General features: G+C 64.0%; 24 protein-coding genes. 4 read left to right on the plus strand and 20 right to left on the minus strand.

Annotated features, from left to right (window positions below; all coding sequences use genetic code 11):
* Positions 1 to 24 precede the first annotated feature (24 nt).
* The 4 genes from PG898_RS04325 to PG898_RS04340 all read right to left on the minus strand — a co-directional run bounded on the left by PG898_RS04325 (position 25) and on the right by PG898_RS04340 (position 2,928).
* Positions 25 to 336: a SelT/SelW/SelH family protein gene (locus PG898_RS04325; protein WP_043130093.1), complete on the minus strand. Its 312-nt coding sequence runs from the start codon at positions 334 to 336 to the stop codon at positions 25 to 27.
* The gene (locus PG898_RS04330; RefSeq protein WP_171269137.1) at positions 333 to 1,454 is read right to left on the minus strand and encodes an adenosylhomocysteinase; all 1,122 of its coding nucleotides are present in this window, start codon (positions 1,452 to 1,454) and stop codon (positions 333 to 335) included. The genes PG898_RS04325 and PG898_RS04330 overlap by 4 nt, the downstream gene beginning before the upstream one ends.
* 185 nt (positions 1,455 to 1,639) lie before the next feature.
* On the minus strand, positions 1,640 to 2,368 hold the full coding sequence (locus PG898_RS04335) for a hypothetical protein (RefSeq protein ID WP_171269138.1): 729 nt from the start codon (positions 2,366 to 2,368) through the stop codon (positions 1,640 to 1,642).
* Positions 2,368 to 2,928: a YceI family protein gene (locus tag PG898_RS04340; protein ID WP_171269139.1), complete on the minus strand. Its 561-nt coding sequence runs from the start codon at positions 2,926 to 2,928 to the stop codon at positions 2,368 to 2,370. The genes PG898_RS04335 and PG898_RS04340 overlap by 1 nt, the downstream gene beginning before the upstream one ends.
* Positions 2,929 to 3,038: 110 nt before the next feature.
* On the opposite strand from PG898_RS04340, the gene PG898_RS04345 reads away from it, so the two are divergent.
* Positions 3,039 to 3,941 carry a LysR family transcriptional regulator gene (locus PG898_RS04345; protein ID WP_043130096.1) on the plus strand — a complete coding sequence of 301 codons (903 nt, stop codon included), beginning with the start codon at positions 3,039 to 3,041 and terminating at the stop codon, positions 3,939 to 3,941.
* 18 nt (positions 3,942 to 3,959) lie between these two features.
* On the opposite strand, the gene PG898_RS04350 is transcribed toward PG898_RS04345, so the two are convergent.
* Entirely contained in the window at positions 3,960 to 4,367 is a 408-nt protein-coding gene (locus tag PG898_RS04350; protein ID WP_171269140.1) for a hypothetical protein, read from the minus strand.
* 66 nt (positions 4,368 to 4,433) lie between these two features.
* Here PG898_RS04350 and PG898_RS04355 point away from each other — a divergent pair, with 66 nt between their 5' ends.
* Entirely contained in the window at positions 4,434 to 6,164 is a 1,731-nt protein-coding gene (locus PG898_RS04355) for a formate--tetrahydrofolate ligase (RefSeq protein ID WP_270824034.1), read from the plus strand.
* A gap of 126 nt (positions 6,165 to 6,290) precedes the next feature.
* On the opposite strand, the gene PG898_RS04360 is transcribed toward PG898_RS04355, so the two are convergent.
* Both PG898_RS04360 and folE read right to left on the minus strand, forming a co-directional pair.
* Positions 6,291 to 7,940 (minus strand): methyl-accepting chemotaxis protein, encoded by a 1,650-nt coding sequence (locus PG898_RS04360; protein ID WP_171269142.1) that lies wholly within the window; start codon positions 7,938 to 7,940, stop codon positions 6,291 to 6,293.
* A 270-nt stretch (positions 7,941 to 8,210) separates the two neighbouring features.
* The gene (gene folE / locus PG898_RS04365; protein WP_005325498.1) at positions 8,211 to 8,867 is read right to left on the minus strand and encodes a GTP cyclohydrolase I FolE; all 657 of its coding nucleotides are present in this window, start codon (positions 8,865 to 8,867) and stop codon (positions 8,211 to 8,213) included.
* A 358-nt stretch (positions 8,868 to 9,225) separates the two neighbouring features.
* On the opposite strand from folE, the gene moeA reads away from it, so the two are divergent.
* Both moeA and moeB read left to right on the plus strand, forming a co-directional pair.
* Entirely contained in the window at positions 9,226 to 10,452 is a 1,227-nt protein-coding gene (gene moeA / locus PG898_RS04370) for a molybdopterin molybdotransferase MoeA (RefSeq protein WP_270824043.1), read from the plus strand.
* Complete coding sequence (gene moeB / locus PG898_RS04375) at positions 10,449 to 11,204, plus strand: molybdopterin-synthase adenylyltransferase MoeB (protein ID WP_171269144.1); 756 nt, start codon at positions 10,449 to 10,451, stop codon at positions 11,202 to 11,204. The genes moeA and moeB overlap by 4 nt, the downstream gene beginning before the upstream one ends.
* A 64-nt stretch (positions 11,205 to 11,268) precedes the next feature.
* Here the strand turns inward: moeB and PG898_RS04380 are convergent, their stop codons facing one another.
* The 13 genes from PG898_RS04380 to napA form a co-directional block, all read right to left on the minus strand.
* Complete coding sequence (locus tag PG898_RS04380) at positions 11,269 to 12,048, minus strand: alpha/beta fold hydrolase (protein WP_171269145.1); 780 nt, start codon at positions 12,046 to 12,048, stop codon at positions 11,269 to 11,271.
* 70 nt (positions 12,049 to 12,118) lie between these two features.
* Positions 12,119 to 13,174: a molybdenum ABC transporter ATP-binding protein gene (gene modC / locus PG898_RS04385; protein WP_171269146.1), complete on the minus strand. Its 1,056-nt coding sequence runs from the start codon at positions 13,172 to 13,174 to the stop codon at positions 12,119 to 12,121.
* Positions 13,171 to 13,851, minus strand: coding sequence for a molybdate ABC transporter permease subunit (gene modB / locus PG898_RS04390; RefSeq protein WP_171269147.1), 681 nt, complete (start codon positions 13,849 to 13,851; stop codon positions 13,171 to 13,173). The genes modC and modB overlap by 4 nt, the downstream gene beginning before the upstream one ends.
* A 97-nt stretch (positions 13,852 to 13,948) precedes the next feature.
* Entirely contained in the window at positions 13,949 to 14,677 is a 729-nt protein-coding gene (modA, locus tag PG898_RS04395) for a molybdate ABC transporter substrate-binding protein (protein WP_171269148.1), read from the minus strand.
* 85 nt (positions 14,678 to 14,762) lie between these two features.
* Positions 14,763 to 15,248, minus strand: coding sequence for a molybdopterin synthase catalytic subunit MoaE (gene moaE, locus PG898_RS04400; RefSeq protein ID WP_171269149.1), 486 nt, complete (start codon positions 15,246 to 15,248; stop codon positions 14,763 to 14,765).
* A gap of 101 nt (positions 15,249 to 15,349) precedes the next feature.
* A complete protein-coding gene (gene moaD, locus PG898_RS04405; RefSeq protein WP_171269150.1) occupies positions 15,350 to 15,595 on the minus strand; it encodes a molybdopterin synthase sulfur carrier subunit in 246 nt (81 codons plus the stop codon).
* Positions 15,592 to 16,086, minus strand: a complete 495-nt coding sequence (gene moaC / locus PG898_RS04410) for a cyclic pyranopterin monophosphate synthase MoaC (protein WP_171269151.1) — start codon at positions 16,084 to 16,086, stop codon at positions 15,592 to 15,594. Before moaC ends, moaD begins: the two co-directional genes overlap by 4 nt.
* 81 nt (positions 16,087 to 16,167) lie before the next feature.
* A complete protein-coding gene (gene moaB / locus PG898_RS04415) occupies positions 16,168 to 16,695 on the minus strand; it encodes a molybdenum cofactor biosynthesis protein B (RefSeq protein ID WP_041207033.1) in 528 nt (175 codons plus the stop codon).
* Between the two features lie 221 nt (positions 16,696 to 16,916).
* A complete protein-coding gene (locus PG898_RS04420) occupies positions 16,917 to 17,507 on the minus strand; it encodes a cytochrome c3 family protein (RefSeq protein ID WP_171269152.1) in 591 nt (196 codons plus the stop codon).
* A gap of 11 nt (positions 17,508 to 17,518) precedes the next feature.
* The gene (locus tag PG898_RS04425; protein WP_041206124.1) at positions 17,519 to 17,974 is read right to left on the minus strand and encodes a nitrate reductase cytochrome c-type subunit; all 456 of its coding nucleotides are present in this window, start codon (positions 17,972 to 17,974) and stop codon (positions 17,519 to 17,521) included.
* The gene (gene napH, locus PG898_RS04430) at positions 17,974 to 18,849 is read right to left on the minus strand and encodes a quinol dehydrogenase ferredoxin subunit NapH (protein WP_270824035.1); all 876 of its coding nucleotides are present in this window, start codon (positions 18,847 to 18,849) and stop codon (positions 17,974 to 17,976) included. Before napH ends, PG898_RS04425 begins: the two co-directional genes overlap by 1 nt.
* Positions 18,846 to 19,580 (minus strand): ferredoxin-type protein NapG, encoded by a 735-nt coding sequence (gene napG / locus PG898_RS04435; protein ID WP_171269154.1) that lies wholly within the window; start codon positions 19,578 to 19,580, stop codon positions 18,846 to 18,848. Before napG ends, napH begins: the two co-directional genes overlap by 4 nt.
* 13 nt (positions 19,581 to 19,593) lie before the next feature.
* A complete protein-coding gene (gene napA, locus PG898_RS04440) occupies positions 19,594 to 22,083 on the minus strand; it encodes a nitrate reductase catalytic subunit NapA (RefSeq protein WP_171269155.1) in 2,490 nt (829 codons plus the stop codon).
* Between the last annotated feature and the right edge of the window lie 111 nt (positions 22,084 to 22,194).

The raw sequence follows: 22,194 nt of genomic DNA on the forward strand, positions 1-22,194 counted from the left end.
TCCCTTTTGCTCTGTGTGGTTGCCTTATTCGGCTGCGGGTTTGCGATCGGCATGGCCGAGGTCGCGCTCCGGGGCGATGACGTCCCGCACCCGCTGCTTGATCTCTTTCGCCTCGGGGAAACCCTCGTCGGCCACCCTGTCCCACACCTGGATGCCGTTCACCAGTATCTTGAACTCCCCCTTGCTGGCGGGCACCAGTGCCACCTCGCCGAGATCGCTGTCGAAGGTGGAGAGCAGCTCCTGGGCGAGCCAGGCGGCGCGCAGCATCCAGCGGCAGAGGGTGCAGTAGCGGATCTCGATGCGCGGTTTGCTGACGGGGGTCTGTGGTTCTGTCATGCGATGACTCCATGAAAATCAGTTAACCAGTGGCGGGCTATGCGCTGCATGGTGGCCTGGGGCAGCTCAAGCAGGCCGGCGGCCGGCGCCTGCCCGGCAAGCTGGTGCACCCCTTCGATGATCTCCGCCAGCACCAGGTAGACGTACTCGCCGATGACGGCGCCGTGGACGAAGTTCACCGCCTCGCCGCGATTGAGCAGGAAGATGGTGCTGCCATCCGGGCGCGTGAGCGCCAGCACATGGGGGCACACCTCCTCGCTCGGCCAGGGCAGCTGGGAGAGGCAGAACGCGAATTCGTCATCCGCCGAGGTGACAGACGCCAGCATGGCCCCCGGGCGCAGTGCCTGCAAATCGGCGATGTCGAGGGAGCCATTGCCGGTGCAGCAGATCACCAACTCGGCGCGGCCGAGGGCCTCGGCCTTGTTCACCAGCTTGAAGCCGTGGGAGAGCGCCTCCACCTGGCGCAGGGCATCTGTCTCCACCAGCTCCAGATGCAGGTTGCGGCAGCGCAGCTCGCGGGCGATGCTGCGCCCCACCTTGCCATAGCCGAACAGGGCGGCCTGGCAGACATTGAAGGTGCGCCTGAGGGTGCGCGCCAGAGACTCGGCGGAGTAGACCACACTCAGGCCGATCTGGATGTCTTCCGCCTGCTTGAGGGGGCTGCGCGCCACCGAGATGACGGGAGCGGCCAGCACCTCCTGCTCGTAGCGCTGATGGCCATTTTCGGTCATCTCCACCACCCCGAGAAAGCGCGCGCCGAAATGTTCGGCGAGAATCGCCTGGGTCTTGGCGAAGTAACCGCCTATGTCCAGGATGATGAGACGCTCATGGGGTTCCACCAGGGGGGCTATCTGGGCAATGACGCCCTCGGGATCCGAGGTCCAGTGGCGATTGAGCGGCAGCACTGGGTAGTGCTGCTGGGCCCAGGCCAGGGTCGGCCCGTGCACGGACTTGGGTTTGGGCAGGATGGCGCCGACGCGCCCCACCCCATCGAGCACCTGGATGAACTGGGGCCTGTCGGGAAGCAGGTGAGTCACCAGCAGGATGCAGAGATCCCCGAGGCGTCCCTGCTCGGTGAAATGGCGAAAAAACAGATGCTCAGATCCCTGACTGTGCAACTGTGGCCTCCTTAGCGTGCCGCGAGAAAGCAGGCAAACAGAACCCGGCATAGCCGGGTTCTGTGTGTGTCCAGATAATTGAAAATCCTTTTTATCTGAAAGCGCCATGGGGCTCAATCTTTATCTACACAGACTTTGACTAACCCATCAATTTCTAAGGTAATAGCCTGTTTTTCATGCATAAATCAATAAAGTGACGCCTCTGGCCACACCCACCACAGACTCAAACCAGCACCAATTGCCCCCACCAGGATCAGCAGACCCCAACGAGACAACCCCGGCCGTTTGCGCAGGGCCCACTCCAGAAGCGGCAGCAACCAGACCGGCAGCAACACCACCAGCGGCACTTCCACGTACTGCCAGGCCAGCATCTGCACGAAGGCGAGCGCCAGCGCCAGGGCGGCCGGGGCCACCTTGATGCCCGCAAAGGCACCGAGCAGGGCACGGAAACCGGCGAATGCCGCCAGCGCGCCTGCCAGTTGGGCGATCAGCAGGCTGCCATCGATGCCGATGACCAGCGCCAGCCAGATGAAGCCGAGGGCAAAACCCAGCCCCTCCTCACTGTCACCACGCCAGCCCGTCCAGCCGATGGCGGGCAACAGGGCCAGCCAGATGCGCGGCTCACTGGCGAGGACCGAGGCCAGCCCCTGCCACCACACGAGGGCGCCAAGCACCGCAAACAGCGCCAGGGCGGCGCGCTTGTCCTCAACCTGGGCCGCGATGGCGGGCACCAGCAGACACAGCGGCAGCCACTGCCACGCCTTGACCGGCAGGCCATAGGCGCCGCCCAGCAGGCAGCCCACCAGCCAGAGCGCGAGCGCCCCCCACAGGTAGCCCAGTCGTGGCCAGCGCCATGACAGCAAAGCGGCCCCCAAAGGGGCCGCCAGAGTCTGTAGCAAGAGTGCTGCGCCCATTACTTGCGCACACCTTCGACGAACAGGTTGATGCTCATCTCGTCCGGAATGCCCGGCAGCATGTAGTTCACGCCAAAGTCGCTGCGCTTGATGGTGGTGGTGGCGTTGAAGCCGCTGCGGTAGCCGCCCCAGGGATCCTTGCCTTCGCCGATGTGGACCATGTCGAAGGCCACGTCCTTGGAGACGCCGTGCAGGGTCAGGGTGCCCTTGAGCACGCCCTTGTCCTTGGTGCCTTCATAGCCGGAGCTGACGAAGGTCATCTTGGGGTACTGCTTGACGTCCAGGAAGTCGGGGCTGCGCAGGTGCTTGTCGCGGGCCTCGTGGTTGGAATCCACGCTGGCGGCGTCGATTTCGAAGCTCGCCTTGGCGGCGGTCGGATTGGCATCATCCATGCTGAAGGTGCCGCTGAAGGTGTTGAACCGGCCGACCAGCTCGGAGAAGCCGAGGTGGCCCACCTTGAACTGGACTGTGGTGTGAGCCGCATCGACATCGTAGTCGGCCGCCATCAGGGGAGCCGCCATAAACAGGCAGGAAGCCAGCAGGACCTTGGTCATTTTCATTCCGATCGTTCCTTCATTAGGGGGTTCACATCGATACCCGACATGCTAACCTCCGAGCAGGAATGGATAATCATCGATTTATTAAAATAATTATCAACCGAGAGTGGAATATGGATCAGATAGCCGCCATGCGCACCTTCATCAAGGTGGTGGAGTGCCAGAGCTTTACCAAGGCCGCCCATCAGCTCGGCATCTCGGTCGCCATGACCTCCAAGCTGATGCAACAGCTCGAGGAGTCATTGTCGACCCGGCTGCTGTCACGCACGACCCGCCAGGTCAACCCCACAGAGGCGGGCCAGTTCTACTACCAGCGCTCCCTGGCCCTGCTGGCGGAGCTGGAAGAGACCCACAGCCAGCTCACCCACAACAACCAGCAGCCCCAGGGCACCCTCAAGCTCTCTGTGCCCATGGACTTTGGCTACCTGCACCTCTCCCCCGCCCTGCCGCTGTTTCGTGAGCGGTTTCCCGAGCTCAAGCTGGAGATAGAGTACAGCGACCGGCGGGTGGCCCTGGTGGAAGAAGGATTCGATCTGGCGCTGCGGATCGGCAACCTGCCGGACTCCTCCCTGGTGGCCAAGCCGCTCGCCACCATGAAACTGGTGGTGTGCGCCAGCCCGGAATACCTGGCACGCAGGGGCACCCCAGAGACCCCGGAGGATCTCAAGCAGCACGACTGCCTCATCTACACCCTGACCCAGCCGGACTGGGTCTTCAAGCGAAATGGGGAGCAGCAAAGCGTGCGCCCCCTGGGGCCCCTTCGCGCCAACAACGGGGTGGCCCTGACCCGGGCTGCCTGCGACCACCAGGGCATCATATTGCAGCCCACCTTCATCGTCGGGGATGCGCTGCGCTCAGGCGCCTTGGTGCCCCTGCTGCCGGAATGGGAGAAGGGACAGGTGGGGCTCTATGCCCTCTATCCGCACCGCCGTTTCGTCTCGGCCAAGGTGCGCTGCTTCATCGAGTTCGTGCAGGAGCGCTACTTGGCCCCCCACTACTGGGACAGGGAGACCTGAGCCCGGGCCGGAGGGTGATCAAGGGGTGGGGACTACTGGCAGCTCGGCCACCAGCAGCAGATCGCGCAAAGTCAGCTTCCAGCGCGGCAGGCGCCGTGCCAGGGTGGTGAGCTGCGCCTCGCCAAGCGCATAGGGCAGAGTAATGTGCAGGCAGTGGCAATCGAGCATGGCCGCCAGTTGCAGGATCAGCGCGAGGTTGGCCTCGTCCGTCTTGCGCTTGTTGATGCGCTTGCCGAGCTCCTGGCGAAAGTGAGTCTCGGGATCCTGGGTCATCGCCTGCCAGCCGTAGCCGAACAGCGGGATCAAGGCGCTGACGATACCAAGGGCGGTGAGCGGCTGCTTGGGAGGGTGGTAGAGGGCATTGAGGTCCAGCAGTATAGGGCTTTGATGGGGCTCACGACTGCCGGATAAAATAGTATTACTCATTGGATAACCTTATTGATTCCTCTAGACTTCGCCGCATCTTTGACCTGACATGCCAACGAGGTGCTGATGCTAAGCGATATCGAGATCTCCCGCCAGTCCCCCCGTCTCTCCATCCAGGTGCTGGCCGAACGCCTCGCCATCCCGCCCCAGCAGCTCAGCCCCCAGGGTCACCACAAGGGCAAACTCAGTCTCGACCTGCTCAAGTCTCAGCCCAAACAGAGAGGCAAGCTGGTGCTGGTGAGCGCCATCACCCCGACCCCCCTCGGTGAGGGCAAGACGGTCACCACCCTCGGCCTCTCCATGGGGCTCAACCACATCGGCCAACCCAGCATAGCCACCATACGCCAGCCGAGCCTAGGGCCCGTGTTCGGGGTCAAGGGAGGCGCCGCCGGGGGCGGACATGCCCAGGTGGTGCCCATGGAGGAGATGAACCTGCACCTCACCGGGGACTTTCACGCCCTCAGCGCCGCCCATAACCTGGCAGCGGCGGCCCTGGATGCCCGCCTGTTCCACGAGCAGAAACTCGGCGACCAGTTCAGCGTCAGAACCGGTTTGCCGCGCCTCGACATAGACCCGGCCAACATCCTCTGGCCACGCACCCTGGACATGAATGACCGCGCCCTGCGCCACCTCACCCTAGGCCAGGGTGGCCCCGCCGATGGGGTGGAGCGCTCCGATCGCTTCGTCATTACAGCTGCCTCCGAGCTGATGGCCATTCTGGCGCTGGCGAGCGATCTGAAAGACTTGCGCGCCCGCATCGGCCGTATCCAGCTGGCGCTGGACAGCCGCGGCAACCCCATCACCGCCGAACAGCTGGAAGTGGCGGGGGCCATGACGGTGCTGCTCAAAGACGCCCTGCAACCGACCCTGATGCAGACCACGGAGCAGACCCCGGTACTGGTGCACGCCGGCCCCTTCGCCAACATCGCCCACGGCAACTCCTCCGTCATCGCCGATCGAATCGCCCTGGACCTCACCGACTATGTGGTGACCGAGGCGGGCTTTGGCTCCGACATGGGGCTGGAGAAGTTCTTCAACATCAAGAGCCGCCAGTCCGGCATCACCCCCGCCTGCGTGGTGCTGGTGGCCACGGTGCGCGGTCTCAAGGCCAACAGCGGCCTGCTGGACATTCGCCCGGGCCAGCCGCTGCCGGCGAGCCTGCAGGGGGAAGACCTGCCCACCCTGAAAGAGGGCTGCGCCAACCTCGCCTGGCATATCCAGAACGCCCGCCGTTATGGGGTGCCCGTGGTGGTCGCCATCAACCGCTTCCCCACCGACAGCCAGGGCGAGCTGGATCTGCTGGCCCGCGAGGCGCTGGCGGCCGGTGTCTGTGACGCCGCCATCTCCCACGCCTTCACCGAGGGGGGCAAGGGCGCCAGCGAGTTGGCCCGGGCCGTGGTCGCTGCCTGCGAGCAGCCGAGCCAGGTCAAACTGCTCTACCCAAACGAGATGAGCCTCGCGGCCAAGCTTGCCACCCTGGTGGAGTGCGGCTATGGCGGGCGCGGGGTGCGGCTCTCGGACAAGGCACGCCAGCAGCTGGTCCGGCTCTCGGCCGAGGGCTGGGATCACCTGCCCATCTGCGTGGCCAAGACGCCGCTCTCCATCAGCCATGATCCCGCCCTCAAGGGAGTACCGACGGATTTTGAAGTCCCCATCGACGAGGTGAGGCTCTGTGCCGGCGCCGGCTTCGTCTATGCCCTGGCGGGCCCCATCATGACCATGCCGGGGCTGGGCAGTCTGCCTGCCTACCGCCATATCGATATCGATGAGAACGGCGAGATAGTGGGGTTGAGCTAAATGATCGGATAAACAGTCTGGCGCCGGCCGATTACGCTGCGCTAATCGACCCTACGATCAACAAACCTGCCAGAAACGACAAGGCCCCGCCAATTGGCGGGGCCTTGTGTTGCCATGGACCAGGGCTCAGAGGGTGAAGCGCTGGGTCATCTGGTGCAGGCTGTTGGCCAGCTTGCTCAGCTCGATACAGGCCTGGGCGGTCTGCTGCGCCCCCTGGGCGTTCTCGTCGGCGGCATTGTGGATGTTCACTATGCTGCGGTTGAGCTCCTCGGTCACCGCGTTCTGCTCTTCGGTGGCGGTGGCGATCAGGATGTTCATGTCGCTGATCTGGGTGACGGCGCCATTGATGCTGTCGATGCTGCCCCCCGCTTCCCGTGCCAGCCCGACGCTCTCCTGCATCTGCTGACGGCTCAGTTGCATGGCGTTGCCCGCTTCGGCGGTGCGCTCCTGCAACAGCGCTATCATCTTGCTGATCTCGGCGGTGGAGGCCTGGGTACGCTGGGCCAGGGAGCGCACTTCGTCCGCGACGACCGCAAAACCACGCCCCTGCTCGCCAGCCCGGGCCGCCTCGATGGCCGCGTTGAGTGCCAGCAGGTTGGTCTGCTCCGCGATGCCGCGAATGACATCCAGCACCATGCTGATGCTGGCGCTGTCCGCTTCGAGCTGCGACACCACAGTACCCGCCTGCTCTATCTGCTGCGACACCTGCTCTATGCTGCCGATGGCGCTGCGCACCACCTGATTGCCCTGAGTCGAGGTGCGGGAGGCCTCCTTGGCCGCGCTCATGGCATCCGTGGTGTTGCGGGCCACCTCATTCACGGTGGACTGCATCTCGTTCATGGCGGTAGCCACCTGGGAGACCTCGCTCTGCTGGCTGGCCATGCCCTTGGCGGACTGTTCGGAGATGGCACTCACCTCCTCCACCGCGCTGCTGAGCTGGCTCACCGAGCCCGCAATCTCGCTCACCAGGCTCGCCAGCGCCCCCTGCATCCGGTCGATGGCAGAGCCAAGCTGACCCAGCTCGTCGCGGTTGAAGCGGCTGGTGCGGATCCACTCCTGCAGCTCACCCTTGCCGAGATCGCCGCTTGCGATGCGCTGGGCCTGGCGGGCCAGCATGATGAGCGGATCGCGGATCTGGCGGGTCAGCACCACGGAGAGGCAGACCACCAGCACCAGACCGACCAGCAGGGACAGGGTGACGCTCAGTTTGGCGGAATCATAGGCCGCCACCACCACCTTGCGGGAGGCATCGGCATAGCCATGGTTGATGCGCACCAGGTCGCCAACCGACTTGGCCAGGTTGGTGTAGAGGGTAACCCCCTCCCCCATGAAGAGGTGCTGGGCCTCGGTCATCTGCCCTGAGTCCTGCATCTGCCGGATGCGCTGGTGCAGGCCGAGGTATTTCTCCCAGTCTGCCTTCACGATGTCGAAGGTACGGCGCTCCTCCAGATCCTCCGCCCAGATGGTGCCATCGTGGGCCGTTATCTGGCGCGCGGCCTCCTGCAGGCTCTTCTCGCTCTCATTGCGGTAATGGGCCTGCTGCTGGGGATCGTCCGCCACCAGAAAAACATCCAGCTCATAACGGCGCACCGCATTGATGGTCTCGCCCAGGGTGCTGGTACGCACCACGGCGGGCAGGATACTGTCGGTAAAACCGATGGCAGCCCGGTTCATGGTGCTGAATTCAAACAGAGAAAAGCCGCCTATAAAGGCCATCATCAGGCCGAGTACGGCAAAGCCGGCGGAGAGTTTCTTGCCTATCGTCATGGTGTTCATGGCATGTCCTGCATATGGGTCATCAAGTGGCATTCGTCGGCGCCGGCCCCTCGAGGCGCGAGCACGCTAGCTGCCATCCATAGCAGTCATTCAAATCTCATCCGTATCGGCACGAAAGAGAGGGCCAAACGGGTGTCAAACAGGCCATCCCGCGGCACGGAGAGCTGTATCGGCCAGCGCGGGCATCACTTTAGGATTTTTTCAGAAAATAAACCGGGGCAGACGGAGGGAAGAAGTCGGGGCATGTCGGCGCGACATACCCCTGGGTGACTAGCCTTTCAAGCCACCGAGAAACTCGGCACGGGTGTCTGGCTGGGTCTTGAAGACCCCACCGAGGGAGGTGGTGGTGGTGTAGGAGGTAGAATCCATCACGCCGCGCGCCTTCACGCAGAAGTGGGTCGCCTTGATGCTGATGGCCACGTCCTTGGTGCCGAGCAGGGTCTGCAGCGCCAGCAGGATCTGCTGGGTGAGGCGCTCCTGCACCTGGGGACGGCGGGCGAAGAACTGCACGATACGGTTGATCTTCGACAGCCCGATCACCTTGCCACGGGGGATATAGGCCACGTGGGCCAGCCCGTCGATGGTGACGAAGTGGTGCTCGCAGGTGCTGGTGAGACTGATGTCCCGCACCATGATCATCTCGTCCACCTTCATCTTGTTCTCGATCACCGTCACCTTGGGGAAGGTGGCGTAATCGAGGCCGGAGAAGATCTCGTTCACGTACATCTTGGCGATGCGGTGAGGCGTTTCAGCCAGACTGTCGTCGGCCAGATCCAGCCCCAGCGTCTCCATGATGGCGCGCATGTGGCCTTCGATTTTTTCCTTCTTCTGCTGGCCGTTCAATTCATTGGCCACCAGAGGTGTCTCGAGGCCCTGGGCCTCGAGCGCAGCCCTGACCAACAGGGCTTCCTGGCTTAAGCTCGTCATCTTGTTTCTCTCCCACGCTCAGGGACTGTGCTGGCCATCGACATGGTGTCGTGGCGCAATCTTACAGGGCGATTATTGTCATAATTCAGACTAACTCAAGCCCAACACCTGACTTTATGCCAAACCACCCGGTTTTACCCTGCGGCCCCCTCCCCGTTCGGGGGCGCCTGGCAGACAGTCCGGCACTTGGCATGCAGGCGTCCCTTCCATGCCACCCACAAGGTGGTAACTCAAGGAAAGGGCCGCCGCTGTCATCACAGCAAAAGCCGTATTCCACCGCATTCCTGCACGATGCGCCTGCCCATCCGGGCGGATTTTTGGGATAATCCGCCCCCTATACACCACAGAGGTCATGATGATGGGATTCGATACTGGTGCACTCCTCCCCTTGGACAAGGCCCTGCAAGGGATGCTGGAACAACTCACCTGCTGCTGCGACACGGAGCAGTTGCCGCTGCCCCAGGCGCTGGATCGGATACTGGCCGAGGAGATAAGCTCCCCCCTGTCGGTGCCCCCCTTCGACAACGCCGCCATGGACGGTTACGCCGTGCGTCTGGCCGATCTTGCCGCCGGCGCCCCACTCCCCGTGGCGGGCAAGGCCTTCGCCGGCCAGCCCTATGAGGGCGAATGGCCGGCCGGTCACTGCATCCGCATCATGACAGGCGCCCCGGTGCCGGCGGGCACGGAGGCGGTCGTCATGCAGGAAGAAACGCAGGAGGGCGGCAACGGGATCACTTTTCTGACGACGCCCTTCCTTGGTCAGAACATCCGCCGCCGCGGCGAGGACATGGCGCAAGGATCCCGGGTGCTGGCGAGCGGCCTGCGCCTCAGCCCCCGGGAGTTGCCGCTGCTGGCTTCCTTGGGCATCGCCACCGTGACGGTGCGCCGCCCGCTCAAGGTCGCCATCTTCAGCACAGGTGACGAGCTCAAACCACTGGGCACCCCGCTCGCCCATGGCGACATCTATGACTCCAACCGTTACGGGGTCAAGGCCATGCTGACCCGCATGGGCATAGCGTGCCTGGATCTGGGCATCATCCCCGACGATCCTGCCGCCCTGCGCGCCGCCTTTATTCAGGCCGACCGCGAGGCTGATGCTCTCATCACCACGGGGGGCGTCTCGGTCGGCGAGGCGGACTTCACCAAGCAGTTGCTGGAGGAGCTTGGCGAAATCGGCTTCTGGAAGCTCGCCATCAAGCCGGGCAAACCCTTTGCCTTCGGTCGCCTGCCAAACGCCTGGTTCTTCGGCCTGCCGGGCAACCCCGTCTCCGCCATGGTTACCTTCGATCAGCTGGTGCAGCCGGCGCTGGCCAGGCTGGCCGGTCACCACTTCGAGCGCCCACTGCCGCTGCAGGCCATCGCGACCGAGCCCCTCAAGAAGGCGCCGGGGCGACTGGACTTCCAACGCGGCATTCTGAGCCAGGGCCCGAACGGCCTCGAGGTACGCAGCACCGGCTCCCAGGACTCCGGGGTGTTCAGCTCCCTGTCCCGGGCCAACTGCTACATAGTGCTTGAGCAGGAACGCGGCAAGGTGACCGCCGGTGAGACGGTGACCGTCGAGCCCTTCTCGGGACTGCTGCTGTGAGCGAGATCCTGAGCGACGCCGAGCTGCTGCGCTACAACCGTCAGATCATTCTTAAATCTTTCGATTTCGAGGGGCAGGAGGCGCTCAAGCAGGCCCGCGTGCTGGTGATAGGCGCCGGGGGGCTGGGCTGCGCCGCCAGCCAGTACCTCGCCGTGGCCGGGGTCGGCCGGCTCACCCTGGTGGATTTTGACCGGGTGGAGCTATCCAACCTTCAGCGCCAGGTGCTGCACAGCGACGAGCGCATCGGCATGTACAAGGTGGACTCCGCCGCCCAGTCCCTGCGCGCCCTCAATCCCTGGCTAGAGGTGGAAACCCACGCTCTCCTCGCCGACGAGGCGCTGCTCGATGCCCTGTTACCGACGCACCAGCTGGTGCTCGACTGCACCGACAACGTCACCATCCGCAACCTGCTCAACCAGCGTGCCCGCCAGCACAGGGTGCCCCTGGTCAGCGGCGCCGCCATCCGGCTGGAGGGGCAGCTGTGCAGCTTCACCTGGCAGGAGGACGAACCCTGCTACGCCTGCCTCAGCGCCCTGTTTGGCGAGCAGGCGCTGACCTGCGTCGAGGCAGGAGTGCTGGCCCCCGTGGTGGGCCTGGTGGGCAGCCTGCAGGCCCTCGAATCCATCAAGCTGCTGGCCGGCATGGGCAAGAGCCATCACGGCCGCCTGCTGATGATCGACGGCCTCAGTGGCCGCTTTCGCGAGCTGAAGCTCCCCAAGCGCCCGGACTGCCCGATCTGCTCCCAGCCCTGAGCGGCAGACCCCATCGACGAAAAAGCCGAACCCAGGGGTTCGGCATTTTTATGTCCGCACAGACTCAGTGAGTCGCCAGGATCCGTTGCAGCAGATGGTTGAACCCGGCGGGATCTTCTGCGGGCCAGGCGTGATGGCCCTCGGGGGTATGGATGCTGGCATTGGGCAGGGAGGCGAACTGCTCCACCCGTTTGGCAAGCGGCAGGTAGTCGTGACTGGTGGAGATGATGGCCACCGGCTGCCAGAGGCTGCCGAGCCGGGCGCGCACCGACCAGCCGGGCAGCGCCTCCAGCAGCGCCTTGTAGGTCTTTTTCTTGTTGCTGCGCACGAAGCGCAGCCGGAAGGTGTGGCGCACCTGGGCGAGCTCGGGGCCGGGGAAGAGTTCGCGCCCCAGCCACCAGGCGAGCGGTCGCATGCCAAACCAGCGCAGCCACTTGAGGCGCATGGCATGGCGCTCCTGCTCCTTTGGCGTCTCCAGCAGAAACTCGCTGAAGCCGTTGACCAGCACCAGCCCCCGCACCTTGTGAGGCAGTCGCAGCGCCAGCTCCAGCGCCACCATGGCCCCGAGCGACAGCCCCACCACCCAGGCGGGTTCCGGCTGCTCCTCGAGCCAGCGGGCCACGTCCGCCGCCAGGGTGGGCACATCGAAGGGCCCCTCCTGCATGCTCTGGCCGTGGCCGCGCAGGTCTAGCGCCACCACCCGGTAGTGCTGGGAGAAGTGCTCGATCTGGGCCTGCCAGTCGAGGCTGGAGGAGCCAAGGCCGTGCAGCAAGAGCAGCAAGGGGCCCTCCCCCGCGCTGCGCAAGGCCAATCCATGGGATTTCATTACCTGGTTGCGACGCACCCGTGCTCTCCCTCTCGACTCGATAGCGGCCACCGACGACCTTGCTGCCCATGCTGTGGCGACACGCCCCTCAGCCCTCTCCCACCAGGCTCACCGCCTTGATGTAGGCGTAGAGGCGCTGCCCCGGCACCAGCGCCAGCCGCTGCGCGGAGCGGCTGGTGATCCGGGCCAGCAGTATCTGCTGCCCCAGCGCCAACTGCAACAGGGTTTGCCCCGGCCTCACCTCCCGCGCCTCCAGCAGCCGGGTCTCGAGGCAGTTGGAGAGGCTGGAGTGCGCTATGGGGGCGGTGGCGATCACCAGATCCCGCCCCGCCACCTTGATCTGCAGCTCCCCTGTCTCGTCGGGGGCATGATCCATGGTGACCATCAGGGTCTGATCCCCGAGTTGCAGGGTCGCCATCTGCTCAGCGTCGTCATAGTGAGCCAGAGTCGCCGTCAGCATGACACCAACATCGTCGCGACTGGCCAAGGAGAGGTCGGTGCGGGCGAAGATCTCACTCGGCCTGCCCTGCGCCTCCAGCCTGCCATCTGCCAGCAGCACCAGCTGATCGCACAGCAGGCTCACCTCCTCCATGGCGTGGCTCACGAAGATCATGGGGATGCCGCTTTCACGCTGCAACCCCTTGAGCACATGGGCCTGATGGATGCGGCTGCGGCTGTCCAGCGCCGAGAAGGGCTCATCGAGCAGCAGCAGATCCGGCTCTGCCAGCAGGGCCCGCCCCAGGGCCACCCGCTGACGCTGGCCACCGGAAAGCCCGTGGGCGGGCTGCCCCAGCAGATCGGCAAAGCCGAGCCGCATCGCCAGCGCCTCGGGCTGCCAGCGCCCTCGCCCCTTGCCCGCCGCCAGCTGCAAATTGCCCAATACAGTCATGTGAGGAAAGAGGCGGGAATCCTGGAACACCAGCCCGATGCGGCGCGCCTCCGGCAGCAGGGCCGCCAGATCCCGCCCCTGCCAGTGCAGGACGTCCGAGGGGGCGCGATCCAGCCCGGCGATGATGCGCAGCAGGGTGCTCTTGCCACAGCCGGAAGGGCCAAAGAGGCCGAGAATGCCACCAAGGGGGAGTGTCAGATCGCAGTCGAGTTCGAAGCCGCCAAACCGGCGCCTGGCCTTGAGGTGCAGGCTCATCCGAATAACCTCCGCTGCCGGCGCTGCAAGACGCCATAGACCAGCACCAGCATCACCAGGGAGAAGCCCATCAGGCCACCCGCCAGGTAGTGGGCGTGCTGATAATCCATGGCTTCCACGTGATCAAACAGGGCGATGGAGAGCACCTGGGTCTCTCCCGGGATGTTGCCCCCTATCATCAGCACCACGCCAAACTCCCCCAGGGTGTGGGCAAACCCGAGCGCCGCCGCCATTACGAAGCTCGGCAGCGTCATCGGCAAGATGATCTGAAAGAAGCGCTCGAGGGGCCCGAGCCCCAGGGTGGCGGCGGCTTCGATCTCTTTGTTGCCCATGTTGACGAAGGCGGAGGTGAGCGGCTGCACCACGAAGGGGAGCGAATAGAGGATGGAGGCAAACAGCAGGCCGAGGAAGCTGAAGGCAAGGGGTGTCCCGAAGGTCTCCCGCCACCAGGCGCCGAGGCCATATTCCGGCGAGAAGGCGAGCAGCAGATAGAAGCCGAGCACGGTCGGCGGCAGCACCAGGGGCAGCGCCACCAGGGCCTCCACCAGCGGCCGCAACCTATGCTGGCTGCGGGACAACCACCAGGCGAGCGGCGGCGACAGTAGCAGCAGGATGGCGGTGGTGCTGGCCGCCAGCTTCAGGGTAAGCCAGACCGCCAGCAGATCCCCTTCACTCATGGGGCATATCCCTCCCTGGTGCGAGCAGCAACATGTTATGCATCCTCATTGCAAGGCGTGGCCGGCCAGTGGTCATGGGAGATTGGCATTCATGCCATCACTGCGGCAGGGCATAGCCCGCGGCCTTGATCTGTTGCTGGCCCGGGCCCTTGAGCCAGGCGACCAGGGCATCGACCGCAGCCCCTTTCTTCAGGATCAGCCCCTGCTGCTCGATGGGGGGGTAGAAGCTGGCCGGCACCGCCCAGGCTTCGTCGGTCTTGCCCGCTTCCACCAGGTTGGCCCAGGCGACGAAGCCCAGCTCGGCGTTGCCGGTGTCCACGAACTGCCAGGTCTGGCTGATGTTGGTACCAGTCAGCACCCTGTATTGCTTGGGATCTATCTTGAGATGGGCCAGGGTTGCCATGGCGGCGGTGCCATAGGGGGCGGTTTTCGGGTTGGCGATGGCGAGGTTGCCCTTCCAGCTGCGCAAGGTCGCCTCATCAGGGGTCGGACCGCCCTTCTTCCACAGACCGAGCTGGCCGATGGCATAGGTGAAGCGATCGCTCCCCTTGCCCTCCGCCTCCAGTTTTTGAGGGGTGGCCACGTCGGCGGAGAGGAAGAGATCGAAGGGGGCGCCGTGGGTGATCTGGGTGTAGAGCACCCCGGTGGCCGCCGAGCTGATGACGACACTGTGACCTGTCTTGGCGGTGAACGTCTTGCCAATGCGCTCCATGGTCCCCTTGAAGTTAGCGGCCACGGCCACCTTGACCTCATCGGCCTGCGCGGCCCCGCTGTACAAAGCGCCGGCGACGAGGCCAAGCAACACCACGGACAACTGTTTCTTCATTCCCTGTCTCCTTGAGGCTCGGCGTAGTCCGAGCAGGGGGTGGCAGGCACCCGTGGTGCACTTACCAATCATCGAACCGGGCTGGCTAGGGGTCTTGCCGCCAGCGAGCGGCAGCAGCATCATCGCTCTGCTTGGCCTCGACCCAGCGTTGAATCCCTTCGGCGGTCAGCTCTTTTTTCCAGAACGGCGCCCGGGTCTTCAAAAAATCCATGATGAAGTGGCAGGCCTCGAATGCGGCGTCCCTGTGGGCGCTGCTCACCGCCACCAGCACGATTTGATCGCCGAGCAGCAGATCGCCGATGCGGTGAATGAGGGTACACTCCTGCAGCGGCCAGCGGCCACGGGCCTCTGTGACTATGTCCGTCAGCGCCTTTTCGGTCATACCGGGGTAGTGCTCGAGGGAAAGCCCCTTCACCGCATCACCCTGATTGAAGTCACGCACCTTGCCGACGAAGGTGACGATGGCGCCACTGTCATGACGGGTGGCGAGGCGCTCATACTCCTCGCCAAGCGAGAAGTCGGCCCGCTGCACCAGGATACGATCGGTGGGGGTCGTTGTTGCCTGGGACATGATTCAGCCTCCGGTCGTTACTGGAAGGAGAGGGAAGAAGGCGGCCTCATGCCAGTCCCACAGCGCCGTTGTGCGATCCACGGTCGTTATCTCGCTCATTCTCAACCTCCGGTCACCGGGGGGAAGAAGGCGACTTCATCGCCATCATTGAGCGCCGTCTCGAGCGGCACCAGGGTCTGGTTGACCGCCACCAGCAGCTTGCCGGACTCGAGCGCCAGCGCCCACTTGTCGCCGCGCTCGCACAAGGCCGCGCGCAGCTGTTCAGCTGTGGGATAGTCGCTGGGCAGGCTGAGCTCATCGTAACCGACCAGCTCCCTCACTTGCGCAAAAAACAGTACCTTGATCATGCTTGTTCTCCTGCACTCGCACCCAGTTGGAAATGGCCGGACTTGCCGCCCTTCTTCTCCACCAGCCGCACCTGCTCGATCACCATGTCCTTTTGCACCGCCTTGCACATGTCGTAGATGGTCAGCGCCGCCACGGACGCCGCGGTGAGCGCCTCCATCTCGACCCCTGTCTTGCCGGACAGCTTGCAGAGGGTGCGGATATGAACCCTATTGTGCTCGGGCTGGGCGTCAATCTCTACCTCCACCCGGGTCAGTGCCAGGGGGTGGCAGAGGGGAATGAGATCGGCGGTCTTCTTGGCCGCCATGATGCCGGCGATGCGGGCGGTGGCGAACACGTCCCCCTTATGATGCTGACCACCGAGGATCAGGGCCAGGGTCGCGGGGGCCATGGTCACGAAGGCTTCGGCGCGAGCTTCCCGCTCGGTGACCTGTTTGTCGGTCACGTCCACCATGTGCGCTTCGCCGCTCTGATTGAGATGGGTCAGGTTCATCTATGCCCCTTGGTCACGAATAGTTCCACAAGAACCCGGCAGCCGGTACGCTGTCGCCCGGGTTCATCCATGCCCTGTCACTCACGCCGGTATGGCGCTGGTGCTCAGATGGGCCACGAAGTTGCACGGCCTGGTGCGGGCGTCCAGCTGATCCCGAATGAGCTGCTCCCAGCCGAGCTGGCAGGCGCCGGTGGAGCCCGGCAGGCAGCAGATGAGGGTACGGTTGGCCAGGCCTGCCAGTGCGCGGCTCTGCATGGCCGACCCTTTTATCTCGGCAAAGGAGAGCTGGCGGAACATCTCGCCAAAGCCCTGCACGGTGCGCTCGAACAGCACCCCCACCGCCTCCGGTACCCGGTTCTGTTCATTGAAGCCGGTGCCACCGTTGATCAGCACCACCTGCACCCCGTCATCGACGATCCAGTCGCTCACCTGAGCCCGGATCCGGAACAGGTTGTCCGGGCAGAGCGCCCTGTCCGTGAGCTGGTGACCGGCTTCGGTCAGGGCAGAGACCAGATAATCCCCCGAGCTGTCGTCGGCGGCGGTACGGCTGTCGGAGACCGTCAGTACGGCGATCTTGAGAGGGATGAATTCGTTGTGTTTGGGTGCCATGTTTTTGGCTGCCATGGGACAAGTCCTGTCAATCATTGACCACGAGAGGAAGAAGAGGGATACGCGTCGCCCGGCCATGTCGTTCGGTGAATGCACGCCGACACGGGCGCCGCGTTGCCGGGGAGGGATTCTATCAAAAGATGTCTGGCTGAGGAGTTAAAAGGTCTATAAAAATCAAAGGCCATCGGCGCGGTGCAAGCCACGCCGATGGCCTGGTGTCCTTAGAACCCTTCCACGCCCTTCATGTCAGGCAACTGGTGAGCGATACCCTTGTGACAGTCGATACAGGTGCTCTCGCCACTGGCCAGACTGGTGGAGTGCATCTGGGCGCCCCGCTTGCCTTGCAGGGAGAAGTCCATGTACTCGAAGTTGTGGCAGTTGCGACACTCCCTCGAATCCGTGTCCTTCATGCGCTGCCACTCCCGCTCGGCCATCTCGCGACGGTGGCTCTCGAATTTCTCGCGGGTATCCACCTTGCCGGTCAGCATGCCCCACAGTTCCTTGGATGCCTGCACCTTGCGAATGATCTTGTAGGTCCATTCGTGGGGCACGTGGCAATCCGGGCAGCTGGCGCGCACACCGGAACGGTTCGCATAGTGAATGGTGTCGCGGTACTCCACGAACACGTTGTCCTTCATCTCGTGGCAACCGGTACAGAACTTCTCGGTGTTCGAGGCTTCCATGGCGGTGTTGAAACCGCCCCAGAAGATGACGCCGCCGAAGAAGCCCATCAGCAGCAGCACCCAGAGGGCCGCCTTCGAGGGGGACTTGAAGGTGGTCCACAGACGCTGGATAAAGCCGGGTAATTTCATCTATGGGTTCCTCAGTTCAGCGCTTCAACTGGTTTAAACGTATTTTCCACCAGCGGCTTCGCATCCGCCTGCGGCACGTGGCACTGCAGGCAGAAGTAGCGGCGGGGGGACACTTCGCCAAGGGTCATGCCGTCACGGGTTTCGAAATGAGTGGGGCTTATCTTGGGCGCCTTCATCTTGCTGGCGTTCTTGAAGCTGTGGCAGGCCAGGCACTTGTTGACCTTGTTGTCCACCTCGTAGTTGCGGGTATCGTGGGGGATCAGCGGCGGTTGATGCATGTACTGACGATCGTAGAGATCCCCATCCTTGCGATAGTTCTTCATGGGCGCCGCATCTGCATCCGTGACCAGATCCGTACTCCCCCGCTCCGATTTTATCCCCCCCGTGCTGTTGGTGATCTCGGGGGTGGCTGCCATCAAGGAGCCCGCCATCAGGCAGGCCAGCATTGCTCCAATCAGCTTTTTCATTATTTGTTCTCCGACGTTTTCTCTGCCTTGACGGCAAAACCTGTAGTGATTTCGAAAACTTGCTCCGCGCAGACATCGATGCAACGGCCGCAGTTGGTACACTCCTGAGCCACAATCAAGGGCCCGTGACCGCGCCTGGCCCCGTGAACCGGGCCGCGCAGGATGGGACGCTCCGGGCAGACCGCATAACAATCCATGCAGTTGCTGCACCGCTCGCGCCCCTTGGCAGAAATCTTGATAAACCCGACCCGGTTGACCAGGGCATAGAAGGCCCCCACCGGGCAGAGATGACCACACCAGCCCCGCTCCACCACGAACAGATCGAACAGGAACAGAGCCACCAGCAGACCCCAGCCCGCCCCCATGCCAAACAGCAGGCCGCGCATGGCCAAGGACACCGGATTGACCAGCTCCCACACCAGCACGCCCGTAATGGCGGGCGCCACCAGCACCATGGCCAGCAGCCAGTAGCGGGTGTTGCGGTTGAACTGGCCGTTGTCCTTGAGCCCAAGTCGGGCCCTGGCCCAGGCGGCGGCGTCCGTGACCAGGTTGACCGGGCAGATCCAGGAGCAGAACACCCGCCCCCCGACCAGCCAGTACCCCAGCAGCACCAAGCCTGCCCCGAGCCACAGTGTGGTGATGGGCCAATGGCCCGCCGCCACCGACTGCAGCAGGGTCAGGGGATCCGAGAGCGGTACCGTCTCCAGCAACAGCGAGCTGGAGAGGTTGCCCTTGAGGATCCAGACCCCCTCGAGCGGCCCCAGCAGAAAGAGTCCCAGCACGCCGAACTGGGTCAGACGACGCAGCAGCAGGAAGCGGTGGGCACGCCACCAGCCCAACCTGGCGCTGGCCTCGGCCCCCGGATAACGACTCATAGCCCCTCCGGTTTGCGGGTGGGCAGGGTGAGTCGCTCACCGATGAGGGACTTGCCCGCCTTGGCCTTCTCTTCCCAGCCAAGCCGGTAGTGATGACCCAGCTCACCCTTGGCGAGCTGACGGGGCACCACCTTGATGGCCGCCGTCTCCAGCACGCAGGCGTGCTCGCACTTGCCGCAGCCGGTACAGATGTCGCTGTGTACCGTGGGCAGGAACATGGCGTGCTTGCCGGTGCGCGGATTGCGTTGCAGTTCGAGGGTGATCGCCTTGTCTATCAGCGGGCAGACCCGATAGCAGACATCGCAGCGCAGGCCCAGGTAGTTGAGGCAGGTCTCGTGATCGATGAGTACCGCCACCCCCATCCGCGCCTGATCGATGTCGGTCATCCCCTGATCCAGCGCCCCGCTCGGACAGGCCACCACACAGGGGATGTCGTCACACATCTCGCAAGGAACGCTGCGCGCCTCGAAATAGGGGGTGCCCGTGGTCACGGGATCCAGCAGCCGGGCGAGCTTGAGGGTGTCGTAGGGGCAGGCTTCGACGCAGAGCCCGCAGCGCACGCAGGCACCGAGGAAGTCGGCCTCCCCCAGAGCCGCCGGCGGCCGCAGAGCCTGGGCGGGCACCGCCTGCGTCTGCTGGCGCGCCACCGAGCCCAGACCTACACCCAGGAGGCCCACGGAGCAGGCCCCCTTGGCAAGGTCGGCCAGGAACTGGCGACGGCTGCGACTCATCCCCCGGCCCGCCTTACGCCTTCATGACCTTGACGGCGCACTTCTTGTAATCCGTCTCTTTGGAGAGCGGGTCCGTGGCGTCCAGGGTCAGCTTGTTGACCAGCTGGCTCGCATCGAAGAAGGGCATGAACACCAGGCCTTTGGGCGGACGGTTGCGGCCGCGAGTCTCGACCCGGGTCTTCACCTCGCCACGGCGGGAGGAGACGATCACCTCTTCGCCACGGCGCACGCCGCGGGCCTTGGCATCTTCCGGGTGCATGAAGAGCACCGCATCCGGGAAGGCGCGATAGAGCTCGGGGACCCGGCGAGTCATGGTGCCGGTGTGCCAGTGCTCCAGCACGCGACCGGTGGAGAGCCACATGTCGTACTCTTTATCCGGTGCCTCGGCGGCCGGCTCATAGGGCAGCGCGAAGATCACCGCACGGCCATCGGGCTTGCCGTAGAATTTCACCCCCTCCCCCGCCTTCACATAAGGGTCAAACCCTTCGCGATAGCGCCACAGGGTCTCCTTGCCGTCCACCACGGGCCAGCGCAGGCCACGGGCCTCGTGATACTGATCAAACGGTGCCAGATCGTGGCCGTGGCCGCGACCGAAGGAGGCGTACTCCTCGAACAACCCCTTCTGCACGTAGAAGCCGAAGTGTTCCGCCTCGTCGTTCAGCGCCCCCTTGCTCTGCTCTTTCGGGAACTGGTTGACCTGCCCGTTGGCGTAGAGCACCTCGAACAGGGTCTTGCCCTTCACTTCCGGCATCTTGGCGATCAGCTCAGCCGGCCACACCTCTTCCACGGTGAAGCGCTTGGAAAACTCCATCAGCTGCCACAGATCGGACTTGGCCCCTTCTGGCGCCTTCACCTGCTGGTGCCAGAACTGGGTGCGGCGCTCGGCGTTGCCATAGGCACCCTCTTTCTCCACCCACATGGCGGTGGGCAGGATAAGGTCAGCCGCTTGCGCGGTCACTGTCGGGTAAGGGTCAGAGACCACGATGAAGTTGGCCGGGTTGCGATAACCGGGCAATCCCTCCTCGTTCATGTTGGGGCCGGCCTGCATGTTGTTGTTGCACATCACCCAGTAGGCGTTGAGCTTGCCGTCTTTGAGCATGCGGTTTTGCAGCACGGCGTGATAACCCACCTGCTCGGGAATGGTGCCTTCCGGCAGCTTCCAGATCTTCTCGGCGATGGCGCGGTGCTTGGGATCGGTCACCACCATGTCGGCGGGCAGGCGGTGGGCGAAGGTGCCCACTTCCCGCGCAGTGCCGCACGCAGACGGCTGGCCGGTCAGGGAGAAGGGACCCGAGCCCGGGGTGGAGATCTTGCCGGTCAGCAGGTGGATGTTGTAACAGAGATTGTTCGCCCAGACGCCACGGGTGTGCTGGTTGAAGCCCATGGTCCAGTAGGAGACCACCTTCTTGTCGGGATCGGCATAGATCTGGGCCAGCTTCTCCAGCTTGTCTTTGGAGACGCCGGAGAGCTTGGCCACCGACTCGACGTCATAATCCGCCACGAACTTGGCAAACTCCTCGAAGCTCATGGGAGTCGAGTCGCCGCTGTCGGGGTTCTTGGCCTTCTGCTGCGTCGGGTGAGTCGGGCGCAGGCCATAGCCGATGTCGGTGACCCCCTTGCGGAACTGGGTGTGCTTGTTGACGAAGTCCCAGTTCACCTTGTCGTTCTGGATGATGTAGTTGGCGATGTAGTTGAGGATCGCCAAGTCGGTCTGGGGCGTGAACACCATACCGTTGTCCGCCAGCTCGAAGCTGCGGTGCTCGAAGGTGGAGAGCACGTGCACCTGCACATCCGGGTTGGAGAGGCGGCGATCGGACATCCGTGACCAGAGGATGGGGTGCATCTCGGCCATGTTGGAGCCCCAGAGCACGAAGGCGTCGGCCTGCTCGATGTCGTCGTAGCAGCCCATGGGCTCATCCATGCCGAAGGTACGCATGAAACCGACCACGGCGGAGGCCATGCAGTGACGGGCGTTGGGATCCAGGTTGTTGGTGCGCAGGCCTGCCTTCATCAGCTTGGCGGCGGCATAACCTTCCCATACGGTCCACTGGCCGGAGCCGAACATGCCGACGGCGGTCGGTCCCTTCTCCTTGAGGGTGGCTTTGAACTTCTCGGCCATGATGTCGAACGCCTGATCCCAGCTGATGGGGGCGAAGTCGCCATTCTTGTCGAACTTGCCATTGGTCATGCGCAGCATGGGCTGGGTCAGGCGATCCTCGCCATACATGATCTTGGAGAGGAAGTAGCCCTTGATGCAGTTGAGGCCACGGTTGACCGGCGCATCGGGATCGCCCTGGGTCGCCACGACACGTCCGGCCTGAGAGCCCACCAGCACGGAGCAGCCGGTGCCGCAGAAGCGGCAGGGCGCCTTGTCCCAGGTGATGGCAGTCTTGTCGGTGCTGGTAATAAGGTTCGCCGCCAGGGTGGGGGCACTGACTCCGGCCACGGCAGCGGCTGCCGCCACCGCATTGGCCTTCATAAAGTCGCGTCGACTCAGCTTCATGACATATCCTCGCATTGCTTAATCACATCAATGACAGCCATTGTCACGAGCCGCGCTGGCTCAGCGTCATGGCGCTTTATTGCTTTCATCGGGCATCGCAAACCGCGCGGC

It is taken from the genome of Aeromonas sp. QDB31 (assembly GCF_027707605.1).
Taxonomy (GTDB): Bacteria; Pseudomonadota; Gammaproteobacteria; order Enterobacterales; family Aeromonadaceae; genus Aeromonas; species Aeromonas media.

Bases quoted from the DNA above. Each gene is read 5' to 3' on its own strand.
- PG898_RS04325 (WP_043130093.1), bottom strand. From the start codon at position 336: ATGACAGAACCACAGACCCCCGTCAGCAAACCGCGCATCGAGATCCGC.
- napH (WP_270824035.1), bottom strand. From the start codon at position 18,849: ATGAGTCGTTATCCGGGGGCCGAGGCCAGCGCCAGGTTGGGCTGGTGG.
- modB (WP_171269147.1), bottom strand. From the start codon at position 13,851: ATGAGTGAAGGGGATCTGCTGGCGGTCTGGCTTACCCTGAAGCTGGCG.
- modC (WP_171269146.1), bottom strand. From the start codon at position 13,174: ATGAGCCTGCACCTCAAGGCCAGGCGCCGGTTTGGCGGCTTCGAACTC.
- PG898_RS04360 (WP_171269142.1), bottom strand. From the start codon at position 7,940: ATGAACACCATGACGATAGGCAAGAAACTCTCCGCCGGCTTTGCCGTA.
- PG898_RS04345 (WP_043130096.1), top strand. From the start codon at position 3,039: ATGGATCAGATAGCCGCCATGCGCACCTTCATCAAGGTGGTGGAGTGC.
- moaC (WP_171269151.1), bottom strand. From the start codon at position 16,086: ATGAACCTGACCCATCTCAATCAGAGCGGCGAAGCGCACATGGTGGAC.
- PG898_RS04350 (WP_171269140.1), bottom strand. From the start codon at position 4,367: ATGAGTAATACTATTTTATCCGGCAGTCGTGAGCCCCATCAAAGCCCT.
- moaB (WP_041207033.1), bottom strand. From the start codon at position 16,695: ATGGCACCCAAACACAACGAATTCATCCCTCTCAAGATCGCCGTACTG.
- napA (WP_171269155.1), bottom strand. From the start codon at position 22,083: ATGAAGCTGAGTCGACGCGACTTTATGAAGGCCAATGCGGTGGCGGCA.
- napG (WP_171269154.1), bottom strand. From the start codon at position 19,580: ATGAGTCGCAGCCGTCGCCAGTTCCTGGCCGACCTTGCCAAGGGGGCC.
- modA (WP_171269148.1), bottom strand. From the start codon at position 14,677: ATGAAGAAACAGTTGTCCGTGGTGTTGCTTGGCCTCGTCGCCGGCGCT.
- folE (WP_005325498.1), bottom strand. From the start codon at position 8,867: ATGACGAGCTTAAGCCAGGAAGCCCTGTTGGTCAGGGCTGCGCTCGAG.
- PG898_RS04420 (WP_171269152.1), bottom strand. From the start codon at position 17,507: ATGAAATTACCCGGCTTTATCCAGCGTCTGTGGACCACCTTCAAGTCC.
- moaD (WP_171269150.1), bottom strand. From the start codon at position 15,595: ATGATCAAGGTACTGTTTTTTGCGCAAGTGAGGGAGCTGGTCGGTTAC.
- moaE (WP_171269149.1), bottom strand. From the start codon at position 15,248: ATGTCCCAGGCAACAACGACCCCCACCGATCGTATCCTGGTGCAGCGG.
- moeA (WP_270824043.1), top strand. From the start codon at position 9,226: ATGGGATTCGATACTGGTGCACTCCTCCCCTTGGACAAGGCCCTGCAA.
- PG898_RS04335 (WP_171269138.1), bottom strand. From the start codon at position 2,368: ATGGGCGCAGCACTCTTGCTACAGACTCTGGCGGCCCCTTTGGGGGCC.
- PG898_RS04340 (WP_171269139.1), bottom strand. From the start codon at position 2,928: ATGAAAATGACCAAGGTCCTGCTGGCTTCCTGCCTGTTTATGGCGGCT.
- PG898_RS04425 (WP_041206124.1), bottom strand. From the start codon at position 17,974: ATGAAAAAGCTGATTGGAGCAATGCTGGCCTGCCTGATGGCGGGCTCC.
- PG898_RS04355 (WP_270824034.1), top strand. From the start codon at position 4,434: ATGCTAAGCGATATCGAGATCTCCCGCCAGTCCCCCCGTCTCTCCATC.